A 20,047-nucleotide genomic window follows, 5' to 3' on the forward strand; every position below is an offset into this window, starting at 1 on the left:
TCACTCTCCCCCTCTAGAAAGAAAATCACGTATCAATCGCTTCAAGTGTTTTCTTTCGCCCGAAATGACCATCGTATCATTTGCTTGAATAATCGAATCGGCACCAGGGTTGAGTAATTTTTCATTTGTATGTTTAATGATCGCAATCACGGTGACTTCATAATTTTGTCTCACATCTAAATTACCGAGTGTATGTCCCACCGCTTTTGCACCTTTTTCCACCTTAAACCATTCAATGATCAAGTCATTGAAGGCCATTTCAATGGTTTCTAGTGCCTGCGGTTTATACACCATACCGCCGATAATAGCAGCGATTTGCCGGGATTCAGCATCATCGAGTGAAATGGTAGACAGCACTTCATCTGGATCATCATCGTCAAAACGATAAATTTCCCGTCTGCCATCATCATGAATCACAATCGTCATCTTTTCTCTATTTCTCGTTTCAATTTCAAATTTCTTTCCGATCCCAGGAAGATCATTTTCTTTAATGTTCATTTTATCCCTCCGAATTTGATAGGCTGTGTTTTTCGTATAGTAAATACGGATGAAATAAAATGAATCAGTAGAGGTAATTAGATTGATACATAACGGGGATCGCACACTTCATTTCCAAAAAACATAGATCAATGGATAATGCAGATGATGGGGCAAGCTTTGACAGAAAAGTTTTGGCATCCGCCATTGATAATCTGTCCTTCAACAAAAGAGATGAAGCATGTTTTTTTGAAAATGAAGGTGTCTTCACAGCATTGATTTCTTCATCATAGATGGATGGAGAAATCAGGCTAGGTGTGCTCGCTTCTGCTTGTGACGCAAAAACGACATTTGAAAAAGGAGAAAACATGACGATGAAGCTAACCAATATCATGATGGAACATCTGATCAATCATCCTCCTCCTTTCAAATTTATTTTCTTTCTTATTTTACTATATAAAAATATATTTCTTGTTTCAATGATTATGCTTATTTTAGTATCAATTGATCTTGAAATTTTTTGTTTAGAGAAAAAGGTTTTACTTGATGGAAATGGAAGTAAGTTATGAGCTTTTAAACAAAAAGGGGGATGGATGATGACATATATCAATTGTCAGTTAGACGGGGATGTTTTTGAAATCGTTTTCAATAGGCCTGAAGCTTATAATTCGTTTCATGTGGACATGTTTGCTGAATTCAAAGAAGCATGTGATGCAGCGGAGGAAAGCAGTGCTAAAGTCGTTGTCATCAAGGGAGAGGGAAAAGGGTTTTCAGCAGGCGGAGATATTGGGATGATGCTTAAGCAGGAAAGTGAAGAAGATTTCCATCGTGTGATGGATTTGATCGAGGGAATTACACTTTCACTAGCTAGTATGAAAAAAGTGACGATTGCGCTTGTCCACGGGTCAGCAGCAGGCCTCGCTTTTAGCTTTGCCCTAAGCTGTGACTACTTGTTTATGCATCACGATGCTAAACTTGCCATGAATTTTAATGGGGTAGGATTAATTCCAGATGGTGGGGGGCATTTTTTCCTCACAAAAAGAGTCAGTGAGCAAACCGCCAAACAATTGATTTGGAGCGGACAAAAGCTGCCGGCTGAAGAAGCGTTAAAGCTGAACCTTGCAGACGGGCTGTTCCAAGAAGAGGTCGATACGTACCAAAAAGTGTGTGTGAAGCCGTTTATGAACATGCCGCTTCAAGCCTTTATCGAAACAAAGATGATCTATTTCCAGCAGTCAGAATCAAAGCTCTTAGCAGTTCTTCAAAAAGAGAGAGCAGCACAGGCAAGACTGAGAAAAAGTCATGATCACAAGGAAGGTATACAGGCCTTTTTAGAAAAAAGACGACCTGTCTTTCAAAAAGCATAGATGAACATAAGGCCGGCGAAAGCCGGCTCAGCGTGTAGACAAACCCTCGCATTCGGTGTCAGGTCTGCGCTCCGGTGCTCACGAATGTCAAATTCGCTCCGCTCCGGTACTCGTCCTTCCTAGGGCTGCAAAGGTTTTCTATCACGCTGAAAAGAAGACAAAGGACTAAAATAAAGATCATTTTAGCCCTTTGTCAACAATCTGGGCCGGCGAAAGCCGGCTTTTTAACGTTCAAATAAAAGCAGCTTGCCTGCTTGATTAACGAGTCGATGGGAATGCTTTGTGTATTGCTGTTCCATTAAGCGATGACGTCCTAATTCCTTTGCTTTCTCGTCACTATCCGCTGTGATTTTTTCATTTAATAAAGTCTCACCCGACCGATCAAATACGGTTAAAAAGTATGTCTTCTCCATTCCTCATCTTCCTTTCCTCTGTTTTTAATGTAATTAAACATGGAATAAGACAAAACCTCTTTTTTAGCCCTTAAAAATGTGTTTTGTAGAATGAGAGTGATAGAACGTGCATTCGTAAAAATGGCATGATAAAATATGGACAATGACAGTATCGGACAAGGAGATAGACGTTTGACTAAGCTCACCTTTATTCATGCCGCAGATTTACATTTAGACAGTCCATTTGCAGGAATGTCGACTATACCTAATTCTATATTTAAGCGGCTCAAAGAAAGTACATTTCAAAGTGCTAAGAACATGTTTGATCTTGCCGTTGCGCGAGAAGTAGACTTTGTGCTGCTGAGCGGAGATTTATTTGATGAATCAAATCGCAGCCTGAAAGCACAGCTCTTTTTAAGAAACCAGTTTTTAAGACTGCAAACACATGGGATTGAAGTCTTTATTATTTATGGGAATCATGATCATTTAGGCGGTGAATGGACACCGATTGAGTGGCCTGAGAATGTACATGTCTTTTCGAGCAGTACACCAAGTGATCACTCCTATTATCGAGGGGATCAGCTTGTCGCGAGCATTTATGGGTTTAGCTATAAAGAGCGGGCTGTCTATGAAAATATGACATCTCATTATGTCAAAACGACAGATGCTGCCTATCACATTGCGATGCTTCACGGCACATTAGCCGGGCAAGAAGGCCATGATGCCTACGCCCCATTTCAGCTTCAGCAGCTCCTTTCACAAGATTTTGATTATTGGGCGCTCGGACATATACATAAAAGAGCCCTTCTGCATGAAGATCCATATATTATTTATCCTGGTAATGTGCAGGGCAGACATATAAAAGAAACGGGAGAAAAAGGCTGTTACTTGATTCACCTCTCCGAAGATTCTCACACAGCGGATTTTATCAGCTGTGCAGATATCATCTTTGAGACACTGGCAATAGACATCACAGAAACGGCTCATATGACGGACCTTGTCACACTTGTGGAAGGCAAAATCAATAAGCTGAAAGAGGAAGGCATTCCTCATTTTGTGAGAATTGAATTGATAGGTGATGCGCCTTCTTACTTTGAGCATACACAGCTTGAGGTCATCGAAGAGCTGATGACTGTTTTTCATGAGCAGGAGGAAGATGAAGACGTGTTCGTTTGGGTGATGTCAATTGACTGCCGAACAAATGAGGATGTGATCTATCCAGAGGATTCTTTTTTGAAGGAACTCACTACAGAAATTGCACAGTTTGAGTCATATGAAGAGCTGCTTACACCTATCAAGCGTCACCCAACCTACAGAAAGTCAGGAAAAGCGCTCACAAAAGAGGATGAAGTGGATATAAAAGAAGAAGCACAAAGGCTGCTGACGGAACAGCTGAAGCAATTATGAGAAAAGGAGAGGTATGATGAAAATACGTTCACTCCATATAGCGAATTTCGGGAAATTCTCAAATCGAACCTTTCACTTTTCTGATGACGGTTTTCAGCTAGTTTACGGCCTGAATGAATCGGGGAAAACGACATTGAAGGCGTTTATTGAGTCGATGTTATTTGGTTTTTCAAAAAACAAGATGTACAAGTCGAAACAAGGTTCTTTCTATGGCGGCTCCCTCACTTGCTTAGATGAGGAGTTAGGTGTCATTCACATTGAGAGATCGTCCGATCGAGGCGGTCAAGCACAGGTGTTTTTACCGAATGGTGAAGTGAAAGACGAAGCATTTCTGCGGACTCTTTTAAAGGGAACGGATCGCAGATTATTCCAATCAATCTACTCATTTGATGTGTTTGGACTGCAAAATGTCCAAGCCTTAAACGAAGATCAAATCGGTGAATTTCTTCTTTTCTCAAGTTTATTTGGCTCAGATGCGGCCTCCAAGATGGAGAGCAGGCTGCTTAAGCAGCAGGAGCAGCTGTTTAAACCAAATGGACGCAAGCCAGAATTAAACCAGCAGCTTGATCGTTTAAAAGAGCTGACTGGCCAGCTGAAACAAGCTAGATTGGCAGAAGGCCGTTATACAGAAAAGAAACGGGAGCATTCTGAATTCATAGAGACGATCGCAGCGCTTCAAAAGGAAATGAAGCAGCCAGAAGAACAGATACAGCAGCTAACTGAACACATTCAACTTTATCCCATGATAGAGAAGAAGCTGGAGTTAAAAAAAGAATTAGCCCGTTATCCAGAACGAGTCAAACGCTTTAGATCAGAAACAGAGCATGAATTGGATAAGTTAGAATCACACCTTCACCCGAAAAAGGCTCAAATGACTGCACTAAAGCAAAAATTAGATCATTTGCAAACCACGTTGGCACAAGTTCAACCGCTTCATGACAAGGATACGTTACTGGAGATGAAGCGTGTCGTTGATGAATCTCCTCATGCTGAACGTGTCAAAAATCGCTTAGCTGAATGTAAAGCAGAACGTGATTCATTGAAACAAAAAATGGACGAAGCCGCAGTGAAGCTGAAGTGGCAGCGTTCAGTCAAGCTCGACCAGATCGACGACTCCCTTGAATTTGAGTGGGAATTAAAGGAGGCTGTCAGCCAATATGTTCGTTTAATGGACAGAAAGGCACAGCTGGATGACAGGTTTGATCATGCAAGACATGAGCTGGAAGAAGCGGAAACCGCTTTAAAAGGATTAAAGGAACAGCAGGCCAAATCGCACAGTACAGTGGAAACTGGGGAAACAAGAACAAAAGAGAAACAGGCTCATTCCCGGGCGTGGTTATTCCCTGTGATGGTGATGTTTGATGCTGCATTTCTGCTTGTCCTTTTCTTTTTAACAGAGTGGTGGGTTACTTTCTTATTTGCAGGTTTTTCTGTTTTTGTCTTCTTTGCTATTTACCCATTTTTGAAATCGGCACAGGTGAAACAGGGAAGCGGCGTGGGAACATTCGATTCCTTCCAAGTGCAGGCAGCTTCAGCTGAAACGCTTGTGAGGCAGAAGGAGCTTTTGTACGAAAGGATTATCCGGCAATATGAAGACTGGGAGAAGGAGCTGGAACCTGTCCAGCAGCAAGTAGAGGAAAAGAAAAGACAGCTGGGCTTGTCCTCAGAGCTTTCTTTCCTTGTAGAAGCCTTCCTTATTCTGAAGCAATTAAAAACGGATACAGCGGAATATGAGGAGCTTAGCCGGGAAATAGACGAGCTTTTAGGCCAGCAATCCAATTATGAGCATAGAGTGGAAGCGTTAAGCAGTCTTCTTCAACGAAAGGAAGGCACCATTCAAGAGAATATCTTGGCCTTTCAAGAGATATTGAAAGATGAGGCGAAAAGAGAAAAAGAACGTCAGACATTGGATGTATCGATTCAACATGTGAAACAGCAGATCACGACGCTAGAAGGGGAAATTGACTATTACGAAAAACAAATGGACGCGCTTTTTCGTCAAGTAGAGGCAGAGTCCAAAAAAGATTACCAAATCCTTTCTCATTTATCAAAAGAATATCGGGAACGGCTTTCTCATTTGCAGCAGCTGAATCAAGAGCTGCATAGAAGCGGCTGCTTTGATGAGGAAGAATCGATTGTTCGCAAAGGATTGCGTCTTCTTGAAGAAGAGTGTGCGGAAGCGAAGCAGCACCTGAATAACGTACAATCGAATGCGGCTAATATGGAAAAACGCTTAGCAGAACGAGCAGTGGAAATCCGGCAAATAGAAGCTTCTGGTACGGTTTCTGATTTGACTCATCAGCTTGCAGCTGAGCAGGAGCATGCAAAGCACCTTGCGAAAAAATGGGCGGCGATTCAGCTTGTCCGCTCCGTCATTCGAGAAAAATTGAATGAGCATAAAGAAACAAGGCTGCCAGCATTGCTGCAAACAGCTTCAAGCTTTATTCAGCCGTTAACGAATGATCGATATGAAGCCATTTTATTTTCACCCGAGGATGACCGGCTGATTGTGAAAAGGGTGGATGGACGAATATTCCGCCCAGAAGAGCTCTCACAGGCAACATGTGAACAAGTCTATCTGGCGATTCGTTTTGCACTCGCCTTGTCTCATCAGCAGGAATGTCAGCTTCCGTTTATGATGGATGACAGCTTCGTTCATTTTGATCATGTACGTCTAGGAAGAGTGCTGGAATTGATGAATGAACTCACGCGTTTTGAAACACAGCTGTTTTATTTTACTTGTCATCAGCATATGACGCAGGCTGCAGAAGATGGACAGATTACGAGTTTAGCAGTTGAATGATTGACAAATAATGACTTATGTTATACTTATATGAGCAGAAACATGGAAGGAGCTTTTATTGAATGGCTAAAGGGATCATGACCTATGATGTCGGCGAACAAGTTGACCTGCATTTATTAATTAAATCATCTACTAAAGGGATTGCAAGTAATGGCAAACCATTTTTAACGCTCATTCTTCAAGATCAAAGTGGAGATATTGAGGCGAAACTATGGGATGCAAAGCAGAATGATGAAATCACCTATGGCCCGCAAACCATCGTGAAGGTAGTAGGTGACATTCATCATTATCGCGGGAGGAATCAGCTGAAGCTTAGGAATATACGCCCTGTTGCTGAAAACGAGCAAATTCGAATTGATGATTTTCTCGAAACAGCTCCTATTCCAAAACACGATATGATGGATACGATTATGCAATATATCTTTGATATGAAAAACCCTAATATTCAGCGTGTTACAAGGCATTTGCTGAAGAAATATGGACAGGAATTTGCTGATTATCCAGCAGCGACAAAAAATCATCACGAATTTGTCTCTGGACTCGCCTACCATGTCGTGTCCATGCTGCATTTAGCAAAATCCATTGTCGATCTATATCCATCACTAGATCGAGATCTATTATATTCAGGCATCATTCTTCATGACTTAGGGAAAGTAAAAGAGCTTTCAGGTCCAGTCTCTACCACATATACAGTGGAAGGGAATTTAATTGGTCACATTTCCATCATGGTGACAGAAATTGCGAAAGCGGCGGAAGAGCTTAGTATTGATTCAGAAGAAATTCTCATTTTACAGCACTTAGTCCTAAGTCATCATGGAAAAGGAGAGTGGGGCAGTCCGAAACCACCAATGGTGAAAGAGGCTGAAATTCTCCACTATATTGATAATTTAGATGCGAAAATGAACATGATGGATCGTGCGCTTGAGCATGTGAAACCAGGAGAATATACAGAACGTATTTTTGCACTTGAGAATCGTTCGTTTTATAAACCAACCTTCCATCACGAATAATCATGTCAAAACGTCCGTTTATGCGGGCGTTTTTTTCATAACTTGTCTTCTTTTCGCATAAGCATGTAACACAAAGGAAGAGAGGAATGTCCTTAAGAAAAGGAGGCGATGAAAAAATGTTGTTTTTTCCGTGGTGGGTGTATGCCTGTATCATCGGCATTATTTTCTGTGCGTATAAATTAATGACAACAGCCAAAGAGGAGCAAGAAATTGATCAATCCTTTATTGAAAAGGAAGGAGAAATTTTTATCGAGCGAATGGAACAGGAAAGAGAGCGCAGACGTCAGGATCAGCAGGTGAAAAGATCACAGGATACTGCGGCACAAGAAGATCATTCGATTGCTTAATCTAGTCATACAAAAACCCCTCTGCACGATGATGGCAGAGGGGTTTTTTGTGATTACTGTTGAGTCTGCTGATTTTGTGCAGGCTGTTCAGATTTTTCTTTGAACGTTTTTTCAAGCTCTTTATCTTTTACTTTCACATCAGCATCTTTTACTAATTTGTTTAAGATGTTTTGGATTTCATTTGTGTCTGCTTGTTTTTGGTCAAGCAGTTCTTTTTTCAAGTCCGCTTTCATGTCATCATATTTACCGCGTTCTTCAGTCTTTTTAATGATATGGTAGCCGAATTGGGATTTTACTGGCTTACTGATTTCATTTACTTTTAGTTTGAAAGCAGCCTTACTGAAGTTCTCGTCCATTTGGCCTTCTTTTGCGAACCAGCCTACATCGCCGCCTTGTGCAGCTGAAGCAGTATCAGTTGAATATTCAGAGACAAGGGCATCCCATTTTTCACCTTTATCTAATTTCTTTTCCACTTCGTCAGCTGTTTTCTTATCAGCTACTAAAATATGGCTTGCACGGATTTTCCCTTTAAGGTCATCGTAATACGCTTTGACTTCTTTATCAGTGATTTTGATGTTAGCTTTGGCAGCCTTTTGAGTCAGCAGCTCATATTTCACTTGATCTTTGATGTAATCTTTACCGAATTCATCTTGAAGCTGTTTTAAACGATCTTCACCAAGTGTCTTTTTATATTCTTCCAATTTCTTATCGATTTCTTTATCGGATACTTTGTATTTGTCAGCAAGAACCTTTTGTTGAACAAGTAGGTTTAGAGCATCTCCACCTGCTTGTTTCTTAAGAGTTGTATAAAGTTCACCTTTTGTGACATCTCCTGATTTTGTTGTTGCGATTACATCTTTATCACCGCTACTGCATGCGCCAAGAGTTAAAACACTTACTGCTGTTACAGCTGCTAAAGCCATTTTTTTCATTCAAAAAACACTCCTAATCTTTCCAATTTATTTATCATTGCTTGTATCATAACATATTGTGACATGCTGTAAAAAGAAATGCAAATGGAAGGGCATTCGTCTAGTCAAAAAATTGCGCGCGACATACACATATAGTGATCACAAAAAGGAGGCTGAATTATATGGGAGCAGGATATTCTAATGGGTTTGCTTTATTGGTCGTGCTATTCATTTTGCTGATCATCGTTGGTGCAGCATATCTTTACTAATTAAATCGCTGTGACAGAAGGGAGCCGTCCTGCCGTGCGTGAGGGCGGTTCTTTTTTCAAACGATGACAGGTGCCTAAACGCTTTTTATTTTTCTGCATACACTGAGCTTAGAACAGAGGAAGAACTGGCAGGAGGTGTTTTTACATGGGAGGAGAAGTCTTTGCTGGCGGTTTTGCACTAGTCGTCGTATTATTCATCTTATTGATCATCATCGGTGCATCTTGGATTTGCTAATTAAAATATACACAAAAAGCTGCCCTCAAACTGGCAGCTTTTGCTTTGATCTTAAATGGAAATGGTAATTTCAACAAATGATGAGATAAGTAAGATCAGTATTGATACATTGATAAAGCGAAACACCTTATCTTGCCGTTCTTCAGGAATCTCTCTGACAAGGCATAATGTATTAGTAAGCCTGTTTATTGAATACACAATAAACGCGGCAAAGACGATGAAGTAAAATAAAACTATCGGAGATCCCCCCTCTCTATGCTATTCCCATACTACATTACCAAATTTTTTATGAAAAAGATAGAAGTTGGCTTTAAAAACCTCATGATGAGGAAGTTTGGTCAACTAAAATATCAAACTCGTCTTGAGCTTGATCGATGATGCAGGATTTAGGTGCTTTGAGCAGCTTCCATGCAAATAAAAAGTCAGGCAAACAATAGCCTGCATGTATACTTGCGATGATGATAAAATAGTGTGCGTACATGGGAAACGCCACGCCTAATACAAAGTAAACCGGTGAGATGACACAAAACGGGCTGAGAAGTGAAAAAAGCATCACTTTCTTAGGCACGCGCTGCCAGCAATTTCGTTTCATAAATAGCGTCATTTTTTTCTTATTTTTCATCACTGGGATCAAGTGAACCACACGGTGGACAAGCAATGTCACAAGTAAGAGCACGGCAAAAAGCGGTGCGTTATGGCTGCTTAGCCTCGTTTCAGGATGAGTCAGTTGAAAACATAAAAATGCCATAATGAAAAAAAGGATAGCAAGACTTATGGCAGAAATCATCATTCTCGTATAACCATAATCCTTTTCAAGATTAATGGTCTTCCAACAATTCATTTTTCATCCTTCCAATCTAAAAATCGAATTGAATATCTCAAGATAATTTACTCTTCCTGAGGATAAAAATCAATGGTTTTGATGAAAAAAAATAAAATGCTGCCTTCAAATGGAATAAAGAGAGGAAACTTTGGATTTTTCAAGAAAAAAGAACAGAAGGGGGAGGTTCGTCTCTTTCGTCAATGAGTAATTTCGGCTAAAATAGAAGGACTAAGAGAAAGAGGGAACGTACATGAGTATTGAGGAACGAATGAGCCAGCTTGAATATTATATGGAACTTTTATTGACGGCAACCGATATGAGCCGTTATCCATATTACGCGTTATTGATCAGGCAACGTGTATCGAAAGAAGAGGCAGAGGAAATTGAGCGTATTTGTGCTGAGCTTTCAGAGGAAATGGATAAGCAAAAAGCACAAGGCTACGTCATGTTTGACGATCTCCTTGCGCTCTTTGCGGGACAGTTAATTGAAAAGCTGGATGTTCATGAGACGATATTTGCTTTGCATGATCAAGGGCTCTTTCAGCCGCTAATGAATGAATTTATAAAGATCATTAAACAATTTGATTTGTGTTAGCCGCTTTTTCTGCTGCCTCCGCTGAGTTTTCAAGTTCCTCAGTCTTTTTCTTGACTCTTCCTCGCTCATTCAAAAAGTCCTTCTCAATGTTTGAAAACGATTTCTCAAAAATCTCCATGAAATCCTCACCATAAATGTTTCGGATGATACACATCATTTCTAAAATCTCAGGGAACTTTCCGTAAATGTCATGAAGCGGCTGTGCGCCTTTGACAATACCAGTTCGAGCCGGGTCATAATCTTCGAGTAGTTTATGGAATGTCTCTTCGCCTTTTGGCGTTAGTTCAATATACGTATTGCGTTTATCGTTTAACTTTTTAGAAAATTTTAAAAATCCTCGTTCCTCCAGTTTCTTGGAGAAGTTAAACGCCGTTGATACATGCATGACGCCAAACTTTGCAATTTCTGATATTGAAGCTCCTTTTAATTGATACGCAATCCACAAAATATGATGTTCATTGATATTTAGGTTATACGGTTTGATCCACTGCTGCCAGTCCTTTTCAATGGATTTCCAAAGAGCTTTGCTCAATTGGGCCATTCTTTGACTGAATAAAAGTGCTTCTTTTACATCGAAAGGCTGTTCCGAATGATTCATCCATTTCACCTACTTCTCTTTTTCTTGTAATTCTATTATGCCAATAAAATAAAGATTAATAAAGCTGAAAATTCAAGAATTTTTAAAAGTCATGAAAAACATTGACAAAATAACCTTTTTTCAACAAAAAAAGTGCGGGATACGCACCCCGCACACTTTTGTAAACGAATATTTTTTTGTGAGTATATTAGTTTTGTAAGGTTTTCTCCAGTTGTTTGAGCTTTTCCTCAATTTCCTGAATTTCCTTTTGTAAGTCCTGCTGATGAGGTTTGATTTCTTCGCGCCATTGCTGAATCGATGTTTGCAATTCAGATCCGACTTCTTTAATCACCTCTGCGCTTTCTTTTGCTGTTTCCACAATTTGCTCTTTTAAAGCTTGTCCATCTCTTTTTAATTTTGTCAGCGTATCTTCGAATTTGTCATAGCCGTCTTTCACTTTTCCGCGCACATCTCTGCCAGAAGAGGGAGTCGTCAGGAGCACTGCCGCACCTCCGAGGAGACTGCCTACAAATAATCCTGTTAATAAAGAACGTCCACTAGCCATTCAAATCACCTCTAGTCAAATTTTACACATTCGCATGTTCTCTCTGAGCTGACGATCAGCTTCATTGAACTTCCATACATAGCTTGCTTTATTTTAGCATACTTTTGAAGAAAAGGGAGGGGAGAAGGTTGTCTGTCTTTCTGTTCGTTTTTATGTGTATCGTCATCGTTTTTACAGGTGGTTCTATTCATTATGCAAGACAGCTTGGGTATGCAGGGTCTTATCCGCCAAAACATGTCTTAAAGCAAAAAGCACTTGTGTGTGCGGCAGGTGCAGGGATTTCGCTCCTCATTTTGCTGCTGACCCTTTTTCTTTTATAAAAGCATGAAAAAACCTCTTCATCTATCATGAAGAGGTTCGGTTATTCGTTAAGCAACTTCTATCATTCTTGCACGTCTCAGAATTGACTGAGCAATTGGGAAGACAAATACCATAGCGATGGTATTAATCACGGCTGCTGGCAGGACGACGCCCACAAGAAGTGCCGGTAATGCAGCTGGCAGTCCAGTGATCAGTAAAGCGGCAGATAAGAAAATCACGCCGGATACGATGGTTCCAATCGCAGTTAACACAGCGGTCAGCACGACTTTGTTCTTTATCTTCGAGCAAGATAAGAAAAGGGCTAGGAAGATAAAGGCTGTCACTGGCTTATCAATCATATTCGGAATTTGTCCGCCTGGGAATCCCGTTGTTAATGCAGAAATGACACCAGTCACTAGCGCAATCACGACGACATGCTGAACCTTTGGGAAAAGGATGATGCTTAAAAACATCATGACCAGCATCATATCAGGTTTCATTCCGAAAAAGATGGGCGGGAAAATCGTATGCAAAACAGCTCCCATTGCTGCAAGCAATGACATAATCACTAATTCTTTTGTTTTCATTTCTATGCTCTCCTCTGCTAAGCTCTTATAGGACTCTCCAATAATATGGCTCATCATTTATTGCAAGAGTCATGACTTTATATTTCTCGTTATTATAACAAATTTATTTCCCTATAGAAAAGCCTTTTTATTCATTTTCTTGCTGGAACTTTTTCATAAAGTCCGCAAGCTTTTGGCAGTCTTCAATTGAGACCGCATTGTAAATAGATGCTCTGCATCCACCGACAGAACGGTGGCCGGCAAGTCCAACCATCTGCTCTTGCTTTGCTTTTTCCACAAAGGAAGAAGTAAGTGCATCATCACGAAGAGTAAAGGTGACATTCATATGCGAACGGCTGTCAGCACGCGCATGTCCTTGATAAAAACCGCCGCTTTGATCAATTGTATCGTAGAGAATGCCTGCTTTTTGTTCATTGCGTTTTTCCGCTGCTTCTACACCGCCAGCTTGTTTAACATGCTCAAGGACAAGCGACAGCATATAAATCGCAAAAGTCGGTGGTGTGTGATAAAGAGAGTTAGCTTTTGCGTGTGTTGAATATTTTAATATTTTTGGCGTGCTGCTTTTCTCTTTCTCTAATAAACGTTTGCGCGCAATCACAATCGTGATACCTGATGGACCTAGGTTTTTTTGTGCCCCGGCATAGATGAAATCAAATGAAGAAACGTCTATTTTTTTACTGAGAATATCACTGGACATATCCGCAATGAGCGGGAGTGACGTGTTCGGGAACGTTTTCCACTGAGTGCCGAAGATCGTATTGTTCGATGTGATGTGTAAGTAAGCACCATCTGTTAAACCGGAAGCATCTACTTCTGGAATATATGAGTAGTTGTCATCTTCACTTGAAGCAAAGACAGATGTCTGACCAAACCCTTTTGCTTCTGACAATGCTTTTTCTGACCATGCGCCTGTTTGAATGAAATGAGCTGTTTCGCCTTCATGTAAGAAGTTCATAGGAATCATCGCAAATTGAAGACTAGCTCCGCCTTGTAAAAAGAGGACTTCATAATCTTCTGGAATGTCCATCAGTTCCACCAAAAGCGCTTTTGCTTTATTGTGGACTTCTTCATATTCACCGCTGCGATGAGAAAGCTCCATCACAGACATCCCAGTTTGTTTAAAATCAACAAGTTCTTCCTGTGCTTTTTGAAGCACTTCTAGCGGCAGTGCCGCCGGACCAGCATTAAAATTTGTCGTTCGCTTCATCACAATCTCTCCCTATTTCTCGCGTTAATGGATCAAAAGATAAAACCATCCTATCACAAATTTGAAGCATTTGGACAAAAAATTTGAATCGTTCAAAATATCTTACTATTAAGAGGTGAAAGCGATGAAAAGGGGCAAAAATAAGAAAAACCTCATCTGTTAAGATGAGGTAAGCCGCGTGTGGATGGCAGAAGAAATGTCTTTTAAATCCTCTGACGTGTATTGATCTTGATGTGATTTCCATACGGCACCAAAGCCATCACCTTTGCCGTAGCGCGGAATGATATGCATATGGTAATGGAACACCGATTGACCAGCTTTTTCACCGTTGTTGTTCAGGAGGTTTAACCCGATTGGTTCAAATTCCTGTTTGATCGCCCTTGCAATTTTCGGAATCGCTTGGAAGTAGTGGTTAGACACTTCTGGTGTCATCTCATAGATATTTTCTTTATGTATTTTCGGGATTACAAGGGTATGTCCTTTTGTTACTTGGCTGATATCAAGAAAAGCCAATACATGCTCGTCTTCATATACTTTTGCACATGGAATGTCTCCATCAATGATCTTGCAAAAAATGCAGTCGCTCACGCCATGTCACTCCTCATTATTTTTCCTTTATCGTATCACAAAAAGAAGCAAAAAAGAAAACAGGACAAGCGAACTCCTTTGGTCGCTCATCCTGCTCCTGCAGAAGAAATGCTGATGCTTTCATTCGATATGCCTTTTGAATTCTCTATTTACTGAAATAAAGAATTCATATGCCTGCTATTTCTGCCGTAAACACCTCATTTGACGTTTTGGTTTGTCGTATACATATTGTATAGGACACAAAAATCAAGAATCAGTGAAGCAAAACAGAAGCTAAGGTTTTTAGATGAAAAACCAACTTGTCATGCGGTTCTTTGCCTTTAACAAACACCTCATTTACTTATTGGTCATCAAGTTCATTTCTTCTACATACATTATGATGACCATAGCGCCTATTTTTTATTCATGACTCGTCTATAGGTAAACATTTCAAATTATCATTCGTTTTTGTTACTATAAAGGAAAAAGAAAGAAAGGAACGAATTCATGTCCCTTCTCACTGTAAAAGATGTAACGGGTGGATATACGAAGAATCCCGTTCTAAAAAATATTTCATTTGAATTAGAAAGAAATCAAATCGTCGGTCTCATTGGCTTAAACGGGGCGGGAAAAAGTACAACCATCCGCCATATTATCGGGCTTATGAAACCGCATAAAGGTGTCATTGAATTGAATGGACGAACCCTTCAAGACGACCAAGAGGCGTATCGTTCACAATTTACATTTATTCCTGAGACACCTGTTTTATATGAAGAATTAACGTTAAAAGAGCATTTAGAGCTGACAGCGATGGCTTACGGTCTATCGAAGGAACAATTAGACGAACGGCTGCCGTCGTTGCTGAAAGAATTTCGGATGGAGAAACGGCTGAAATGGTTCCCTGCTCATTTTTCAAAAGGAATGAAGCAGAAGGTCATGATTATGTGTGCATTCCTTGTGGAACCAGAGCTGTATATCATCGATGAACCGTTTTTAGGGCTTGATCCTCTTGCGATCAATGCACTGCTTGAACGGATGAATGCTGCGAAGAAAAGCGGCGCTAGTGTCCTGATGTCAACGCATATTTTAGCGACAGCTGAGCGCTATTGTGATTCCTTTATTATTTTGCACGAAGGGGAAATCAGAGCGAAAGGAACACTGGCAGAGCTGAGAGAACAGTTCAATATGAGAGATGCGACACTCGATGATCTTTATTTGGAATTAACAAAGGAAGAAAACTATGAGTAAAACAACGCTTACTATTTGGAAATCAAGATTAGAGGAACACATACAAGAAACAAGAAAATACTTAAAATACATGTTCAACGATCATCTTGTCATTGTGCTCATTTTTTTCCTTGCAGGCGGAGCAAGCTGGTACAGCAGCTGGCTCAAACAGATTCCGGCTCACTTCCCATCCTACTGGGTGATGGCAGTTGTTTTCTCGTTAGTACTTACAAGCTCATACGTACGTACGTTAATTAAAGAAGCCGATCTCGTGTTTTTACTTCCTTTAGAAGGGAAGATGGAGCCTTACTTAAAACAAGCTTTTAACTTTAGCTTCATTTCTCAGCTATTTCCTCTCATTGCTGTATCCATTGTCGCACTTCCGCTTTATTCGGCAGTGTCTTCAGGAGGCATCACGAGGTATGTGCTGATACTGGCGCAAATGATTTTGATAAAGGGTTTGAATACAGCCATTCAATGGAGAATGACTTATTTTCAAGGAAAACATGTGAGATGGCTCGATGCAGCCCTTCGTTTTCTATTAAATATGATGTTGATCTACACCGTCTTACAGGCAGCCTATGTGATTGCAATCGTTTTTTATCTTATCTACGGTGTCTATCTCGTCTACTTAACAAATGCAGTGAAAAAACAGCCTTTTCAATGGGAACTGCATATTTCTGATGAATTAAAACGGAAGCAGCGCTTTTATCGTTTGGCAAACTTATTCACCGATGTGCCTCACTTAAAGAAACAGGTGAAAAGAAGAGCATACATGGACTGGATGTTGAAGTTTGTTCCTTACGATCAGCGTAAAACTTTTTCTTATATGTATGTGAGGGCGTTTGTACGCTCAAATGACTATTTTGGTCTGGTGTTTAGATTAACGGCCGTGTTTGTCCTGATTATTTTGTATACAGGTGCAGCAGACTGGGTGGGTGCGTTGCTTGTCTTGTTCACAGTATTTATCACAGGTGTACAGCTTGTGCCTTTAACGAAGCACTTTGCTCATCTTTCATTACAGGCACTTTATCCAGTTTCTCAAAAAGAAAAGGATCGAAGCTTTTTTGTTCTCGTCCGTAATGTGCTCATCATCCAATCGATATTGCTGAGCTGTGCAGTACTTCCAGCAGGAGGCTGGCAGGGAAGCGGACTTGCCTTTCTCATTTCTTTAGCATTTGTGCTTGTCCTCTTTAAGCCTTACGTACAGAGCAGGTTAAAAAAGATGAGATAAGTGGATTTACAACGCGCGTATGATGACATCTAGGAGGGGACCGGATGAATGCAGCTGAACGGGAGTTGTATGAAGAAGCCATTCTTTTTCAAACACGGTTTTTAAGAAAACCTTCAAAGATCGAACGGTTTTCAAAAGGAGTTCAGCAGCAGGTGAACCGCCGAATTCCTGCCAGGTTTCATCAAGTCATCACAAGTGCAGTCAAAACAATGGTTGAATCCACCGTATCAGGATCACACTTCACTTCATTTTCAGTGATTGATGAACAATTATCTCTTGTAGAACGAAATGAACTGGCAAAGGATAAAGTGAAGTATTACCAGATGGCGGCTGCCGTCGAAGGGATTGGAACAGGTGCAGGCGGTTTATTCCTTGGAATGGCAGACTTTCCGCTGCTGCTGAGCATAAAGATGAAATGCCTTTATGAGCTGGCGTGTATTTACGGCTTTGATTTATCTCAAAAGGAAGAAAGACTCTTTTTGCTCTGTATATTTCAACTCGCTTTTTCCAGCAGTGCACATCGTCAAAAAATGATGAAGATCATAGATGATTGGGAAACGAGCCGAGAGGAAATGGATTGGTACAGCTTTCAGCAGGAGTATCGAGATTACATTGATCTTGTGAAGCTGTTTCAATTAATGCCGGTCGTCGGAGCCGCTGTTGGCGGCGTGGCAAATCATCAGCTGACAGGACAGCTCGGAGAGGTCGCACGCCATGTGTTTCATTTACGGATATTGAAAGATATGAAATAGAAAAGCCGCTGAGGACAGGGGCTTCAGATTGTTGACAAAGGGCTAAAATAATTTTTATTTTAGCCCTTTGTCTTCTTTTCAGCACAGCGTGATAGAAAAAACCTTTTCAGTCTAGGAAGGACGAGCACCGGAGCGCAGACCTGAAACCGAATGCGAGGGTTTGTCTACACGCTGAAACCGCTGAGGACAGCGGCTTTTTTTTATTCATTGTAGGAAAGAACGGCGTTAGCGAGTACCTTTGCTGCGACAGGCATTGCTTTTTCGTTGATATCGAACTTTGGATGATGATGTGGATACACATCCTGGCTGTTTTCCGGCATGGCGCCTGTGTAGAAGAAGGTGCCAGGGACATGCTGAAGGTAGTAAGCAAAGTCTTCTCCGCCCATTTGGGTTTCCGCTTCTTTTACTTCTGTTACACCTTCCGTCTGTTCTGCGACGTCCGCAATATATTCAGTAGGCTTCGGGTGGTTTTTGACAGCTGGATATCCTCTCACATATTCATATGTGTAGGAAGCATCATGCATCTGGCAGACCCCTTTTACCACCTGTTCAATTTCTCGTTCGATGATATGGCGTGCACTTTCTTCAAAGGAACGTGCTGTACCAGTTAAAACAGCTGAATCTGCAATGACGTTAAAGGCATTCTCTGCGACAAAACCTCCAACAGACACTACAGCAGAATCAATCGGATTGACTTTACGGGCAACGACTTGCTGCAGGTTTGCGACGATTTGTGAACCGATGAGTACGGCATCTTTTGTTAAATGAGGCTGGGCACCGTGTCCGCCTTTCCCTTGGACTTGTATTGAGAAACGATCGGCAGCTGCCATAAAGTTCCCGCTTTTATAAAGAATCGTGCCACAAGGCTCTGAAGACCAAAGGTGCGTACCAAATATCACATCGACACCGTCTAAACAGCCGTCTTCAATCATTGGTTTTGCACCGCCGGGAGCATATTCTTCCGCATGCTGATGAATGAGGACGATCTTTCCTTTTAATTGGTCACGATGTGTATGCAAAACTTTTGCTAATACAAGAAGTGTCGCAGTATGTCCATCGTGACCGCACGCATGCATCACTCCAGGCTTTGTTGATTTGTAAGGTACATCTTTTTCATCGTGGATGGGAAGTGCATCAAAATCAGCTCTGAGGGCAATGGTTGGCCCCGGAGAAGCTCCTTCGATAAAAGCGAGTACGCCATGACCGCCCACCTGAGTACGCGTAGGGATTTGTAATGTATCATAGTAGCTGGCGATGAAAGCGGCTGTTTCTTCTTCCTGAAAAGAAAGTTCTGGATTCATATGGAGATGGCGTCTAATTTCAACCATTTCCTCATAATGTTCATCAAGACGTTCATTGATGCTTTTCTGTAAAGTGGATATTGTCATTGAATCGAAAACCTCCTTCATGCTCTTTTACTGATTGTATGGTAATTGTTAGAATCTTTCAACAGAAGAGGATTTCGTGGTCAGTATCAAAAGGTCATTTTACATAAAAGTCGAAGTTGATATGAAGCAGGGAAAGGGAGGAGTAGCGTTGGGAAGCTGTCCAAATTGTTCAAAAACATTTTCTTTCGTCGAAAAATTCCATTTATCACATACGAAAATGATGATGTGTCCAAGCTGCCGGCATCAAATCAAAGAAACGTTTGTCTCAAAAATGAGTTTTTTCATGATCTGTTTGATTCCGCTATTGGTGCTGCTCGTTCAATTGAAAGGTGCTTCACCTATGTTGAAATGGCCGATCTTATTAGGTTGGATATTGCTGAATTTCTATGTGCTTCAGCCGATCATTCATCGGTACGAGCTGAAATCAAGCTCATAAAATGAAGAGCCCAGCGACTGGGCTTTTTTTCATGAAAAAAAGAAGTGCTGAGAGCAGCACTTCCTTAATTGTCTGTGACGGCATGGTAGGATGTGAGGTAAGCCGGACGAGAGAAAATGGAGCCTGTATCCTCGTGTGGCTGAAAGAATGCTTCTGATTCTTGAAAGTCTTGAAATAAGTCCTCTGATTCCCAAAGTGTCAAAATCAAATAAACTTCTTCATCTTTTTGAGGTCTTAAAACGCGAATAGCCTGGAAGCCGCGCTGATGTTCTGAGATGTTCGTCTTTTTCTGAAAGGTGGATTCAAAGAGTGCTCTGCTTTCAAGCTTAACAGGGATATGATTCAAGGTGACGAAACCAGATTGGACAAGCTCGCCTTTCGCATAAATCACATCATAGGCATGAGGGGCTTTAAATACAGTCTCACCCTCCGTTTCATGAAAAAGAGCTGCTTGTTCTTTCCCGACCATATAAAGCAGATTTTCCAGATGGTGTTTTTTTGCGATTTTATGCAAAAAATCTGCTGTCCCATATGTAATATAGAAATTCATCTAAACCGCCTCCTGCTTGAT

At 40.9% G+C, this 20,047-nt stretch carries 26 protein-coding genes; 13 read left to right on the plus strand and 13 right to left on the minus strand.

The annotated features are described in order from the left end of the window. Both AMR95_RS15420 and AMR95_RS18965 read right to left on the minus strand, forming a co-directional pair. Positions 1-498 carry a cation:proton antiporter regulatory subunit gene (locus AMR95_RS15420; RefSeq protein ID WP_058838790.1) on the minus strand — a complete coding sequence of 166 codons (498 nt, stop codon included), beginning with the start codon at positions 496-498 and terminating at the stop codon, positions 1-3. A gap of 64 nt (positions 499-562) precedes the next feature. Next, positions 563-889 (minus strand): potassium:proton antiporter, encoded by a 327-nt coding sequence (locus AMR95_RS18965; RefSeq protein WP_228285953.1) that lies wholly within the window; start codon positions 887-889, stop codon positions 563-565. Between the two features lie 184 nt (positions 890-1,073). On the opposite strand from AMR95_RS18965, the gene AMR95_RS15430 reads away from it, so the two are divergent. Then, positions 1,074-1,844: an enoyl-CoA hydratase gene (locus AMR95_RS15430; protein WP_058838791.1), complete on the plus strand. Its 771-nt coding sequence runs from the start codon at positions 1,074-1,076 to the stop codon at positions 1,842-1,844. A 224-nt stretch (positions 1,845-2,068) separates the two neighbouring features. On the opposite strand, the gene AMR95_RS15435 is transcribed toward AMR95_RS15430, so the two are convergent. Then, complete coding sequence (locus tag AMR95_RS15435) at positions 2,069-2,257, minus strand: YhzD family protein (RefSeq protein WP_047202901.1); 189 nt, start codon at positions 2,255-2,257, stop codon at positions 2,069-2,071. Positions 2,258-2,428: 171 nt separating this feature from the next. On the opposite strand from AMR95_RS15435, the gene AMR95_RS15440 reads away from it, so the two are divergent. From AMR95_RS15440 to AMR95_RS15455, 4 genes are all read left to right on the plus strand, one after another. Then, the gene (locus AMR95_RS15440) at positions 2,429-3,643 is read left to right on the plus strand and encodes a metallophosphoesterase family protein (protein WP_058838792.1); all 1,215 of its coding nucleotides are present in this window, start codon (positions 2,429-2,431) and stop codon (positions 3,641-3,643) included. A gap of 16 nt (positions 3,644-3,659) precedes the next feature. Beyond that, a complete protein-coding gene (locus AMR95_RS15445) occupies positions 3,660-6,446 on the plus strand; it encodes an ATP-binding protein (protein WP_058838793.1) in 2,787 nt (928 codons plus the stop codon). 62 nt (positions 6,447-6,508) lie between these two features. Continuing rightward, positions 6,509-7,456, plus strand: coding sequence for a 3'-5' exoribonuclease YhaM (gene yhaM / locus AMR95_RS15450; RefSeq protein WP_024425447.1), 948 nt, complete (start codon positions 6,509-6,511; stop codon positions 7,454-7,456). Positions 7,457-7,572: 116 nt separating this feature from the next. Beyond that, positions 7,573-7,803, plus strand: a complete 231-nt coding sequence (locus AMR95_RS15455) for a sporulation YhaL family protein (protein WP_039183045.1) — start codon at positions 7,573-7,575, stop codon at positions 7,801-7,803. 53 nt (positions 7,804-7,856) lie between these two features. Here the strand turns inward: AMR95_RS15455 and AMR95_RS15460 are convergent, their stop codons facing one another. Continuing rightward, on the minus strand, positions 7,857-8,735 hold the full coding sequence (locus AMR95_RS15460) for a peptidylprolyl isomerase (protein ID WP_039177572.1): 879 nt from the start codon (positions 8,733-8,735) through the stop codon (positions 7,857-7,859). A gap of 161 nt (positions 8,736-8,896) precedes the next feature. Here AMR95_RS15460 and AMR95_RS18975 point away from each other — a divergent pair, with 161 nt between their 5' ends. Together AMR95_RS18975 and AMR95_RS15465 are read left to right on the plus strand one after the other, a co-directional pair. Further along, positions 8,897-8,983, plus strand: coding sequence for a YjcZ family sporulation protein (locus AMR95_RS18975; protein WP_008361129.1), 87 nt, complete (start codon positions 8,897-8,899; stop codon positions 8,981-8,983). Positions 8,984-9,128: 145 nt separating this feature from the next. Then, entirely contained in the window at positions 9,129-9,218 is a 90-nt protein-coding gene (locus tag AMR95_RS15465; protein WP_017360317.1) for a YjcZ family sporulation protein, read from the plus strand. A gap of 51 nt (positions 9,219-9,269) precedes the next feature. Here the strand turns inward: AMR95_RS15465 and AMR95_RS19440 are convergent, their stop codons facing one another. After that, entirely contained in the window at positions 9,270-9,455 is a 186-nt protein-coding gene (locus AMR95_RS19440; RefSeq protein ID WP_072368131.1) for a hypothetical protein, read from the minus strand. Between the two features lie 82 nt (positions 9,456-9,537). Next, positions 9,538-10,059, minus strand: coding sequence for a DUF3267 domain-containing protein (locus tag AMR95_RS15470; RefSeq protein ID WP_039177576.1), 522 nt, complete (start codon positions 10,057-10,059; stop codon positions 9,538-9,540). 232 nt (positions 10,060-10,291) lie between these two features. On the opposite strand from AMR95_RS15470, the gene AMR95_RS15475 reads away from it, so the two are divergent. Further along, positions 10,292-10,636, plus strand: a complete 345-nt coding sequence (locus AMR95_RS15475; protein WP_058838794.1) for a YhaI family protein — start codon at positions 10,292-10,294, stop codon at positions 10,634-10,636. On the opposite strand, the gene AMR95_RS15480 is transcribed toward AMR95_RS15475, so the two are convergent. Both AMR95_RS15480 and AMR95_RS15485 read right to left on the minus strand, forming a co-directional pair. Beyond that, complete coding sequence (locus tag AMR95_RS15480) at positions 10,614-11,234, minus strand: HTH-type transcriptional regulator Hpr (RefSeq protein WP_058838795.1); 621 nt, start codon at positions 11,232-11,234, stop codon at positions 10,614-10,616. The two genes, AMR95_RS15475 and AMR95_RS15480, sit on opposite strands and share 23 nt — an antisense overlap. A gap of 187 nt (positions 11,235-11,421) precedes the next feature. Continuing rightward, complete coding sequence (locus AMR95_RS15485; RefSeq protein ID WP_058838796.1) at positions 11,422-11,778, minus strand: YtxH domain-containing protein; 357 nt, start codon at positions 11,776-11,778, stop codon at positions 11,422-11,424. Positions 11,779-11,906: 128 nt separating this feature from the next. Between AMR95_RS15485 and AMR95_RS15490 the strand changes: the two genes are divergently transcribed. Continuing rightward, positions 11,907-12,098 (plus strand): hypothetical protein, encoded by a 192-nt coding sequence (locus tag AMR95_RS15490; protein WP_024425454.1) that lies wholly within the window; start codon positions 11,907-11,909, stop codon positions 12,096-12,098. 48 nt (positions 12,099-12,146) lie between these two features. On the opposite strand, the gene AMR95_RS15495 is transcribed toward AMR95_RS15490, so the two are convergent. The 3 genes from AMR95_RS15495 to AMR95_RS15505 form a co-directional block, all read right to left on the minus strand. After that, complete coding sequence (locus tag AMR95_RS15495; RefSeq protein WP_039177586.1) at positions 12,147-12,665, minus strand: tryptophan transporter; 519 nt, start codon at positions 12,663-12,665, stop codon at positions 12,147-12,149. A gap of 127 nt (positions 12,666-12,792) precedes the next feature. Next, the gene (serC, locus tag AMR95_RS15500; RefSeq protein ID WP_058838797.1) at positions 12,793-13,872 is read right to left on the minus strand and encodes a 3-phosphoserine/phosphohydroxythreonine transaminase; all 1,080 of its coding nucleotides are present in this window, start codon (positions 13,870-13,872) and stop codon (positions 12,793-12,795) included. A 159-nt stretch (positions 13,873-14,031) separates the two neighbouring features. Then, the gene (locus AMR95_RS15505) at positions 14,032-14,460 is read right to left on the minus strand and encodes an HIT family protein (protein ID WP_024425457.1); all 429 of its coding nucleotides are present in this window, start codon (positions 14,458-14,460) and stop codon (positions 14,032-14,034) included. A 486-nt stretch (positions 14,461-14,946) separates the two neighbouring features. Here AMR95_RS15505 and AMR95_RS15510 point away from each other — a divergent pair, with 486 nt between their 5' ends. Genes AMR95_RS15510 through AMR95_RS15520 form a run of 3 tightly spaced genes read left to right on the plus strand, consistent with a single transcriptional unit; the run spans position 14,947 to position 17,652 of the window. After that, positions 14,947-15,687 (plus strand): ABC transporter ATP-binding protein, encoded by a 741-nt coding sequence (locus tag AMR95_RS15510; protein WP_047202605.1) that lies wholly within the window; start codon positions 14,947-14,949, stop codon positions 15,685-15,687. Further along, positions 15,680-16,900 carry an ABC transporter permease gene (locus tag AMR95_RS15515; protein WP_058838798.1) on the plus strand — a complete coding sequence of 407 codons (1,221 nt, stop codon included), beginning with the start codon at positions 15,680-15,682 and terminating at the stop codon, positions 16,898-16,900. Before AMR95_RS15510 ends, AMR95_RS15515 begins: the two co-directional genes overlap by 8 nt. A 44-nt stretch (positions 16,901-16,944) precedes the next feature. Further along, positions 16,945-17,652: an EcsC family protein gene (locus AMR95_RS15520; protein ID WP_058838799.1), complete on the plus strand. Its 708-nt coding sequence runs from the start codon at positions 16,945-16,947 to the stop codon at positions 17,650-17,652. A gap of 200 nt (positions 17,653-17,852) precedes the next feature. Here AMR95_RS15520 and AMR95_RS15525 read toward each other — a convergent pair whose 3' ends face one another. Continuing rightward, a complete protein-coding gene (locus AMR95_RS15525) occupies positions 17,853-19,040 on the minus strand; it encodes a M20 family metallopeptidase (protein ID WP_039177597.1) in 1,188 nt (395 codons plus the stop codon). Between the two features lie 283 nt (positions 19,041-19,323). Here AMR95_RS15525 and AMR95_RS19445 point away from each other — a divergent pair, with 283 nt between their 5' ends. Further along, positions 19,324-19,476: a hypothetical protein gene (locus AMR95_RS19445; RefSeq protein ID WP_224927902.1), complete on the plus strand. Its 153-nt coding sequence runs from the start codon at positions 19,324-19,326 to the stop codon at positions 19,474-19,476. Between the two features lie 64 nt (positions 19,477-19,540). Here the strand turns inward: AMR95_RS19445 and AMR95_RS15535 are convergent, their stop codons facing one another. Further along, positions 19,541-20,026: an antibiotic biosynthesis monooxygenase family protein gene (locus AMR95_RS15535; protein ID WP_024425462.1), complete on the minus strand. Its 486-nt coding sequence runs from the start codon at positions 20,024-20,026 to the stop codon at positions 19,541-19,543. Positions 20,027-20,047: the final 21 nt, after the last annotated feature.

It is taken from the genome of Bacillus sp. G1(2015b) (assembly GCF_001482475.1).
In the GTDB taxonomy this organism is placed as follows: domain Bacteria; phylum Bacillota; class Bacilli; order Bacillales; family Bacillaceae; genus Bacillus; species Bacillus safensis.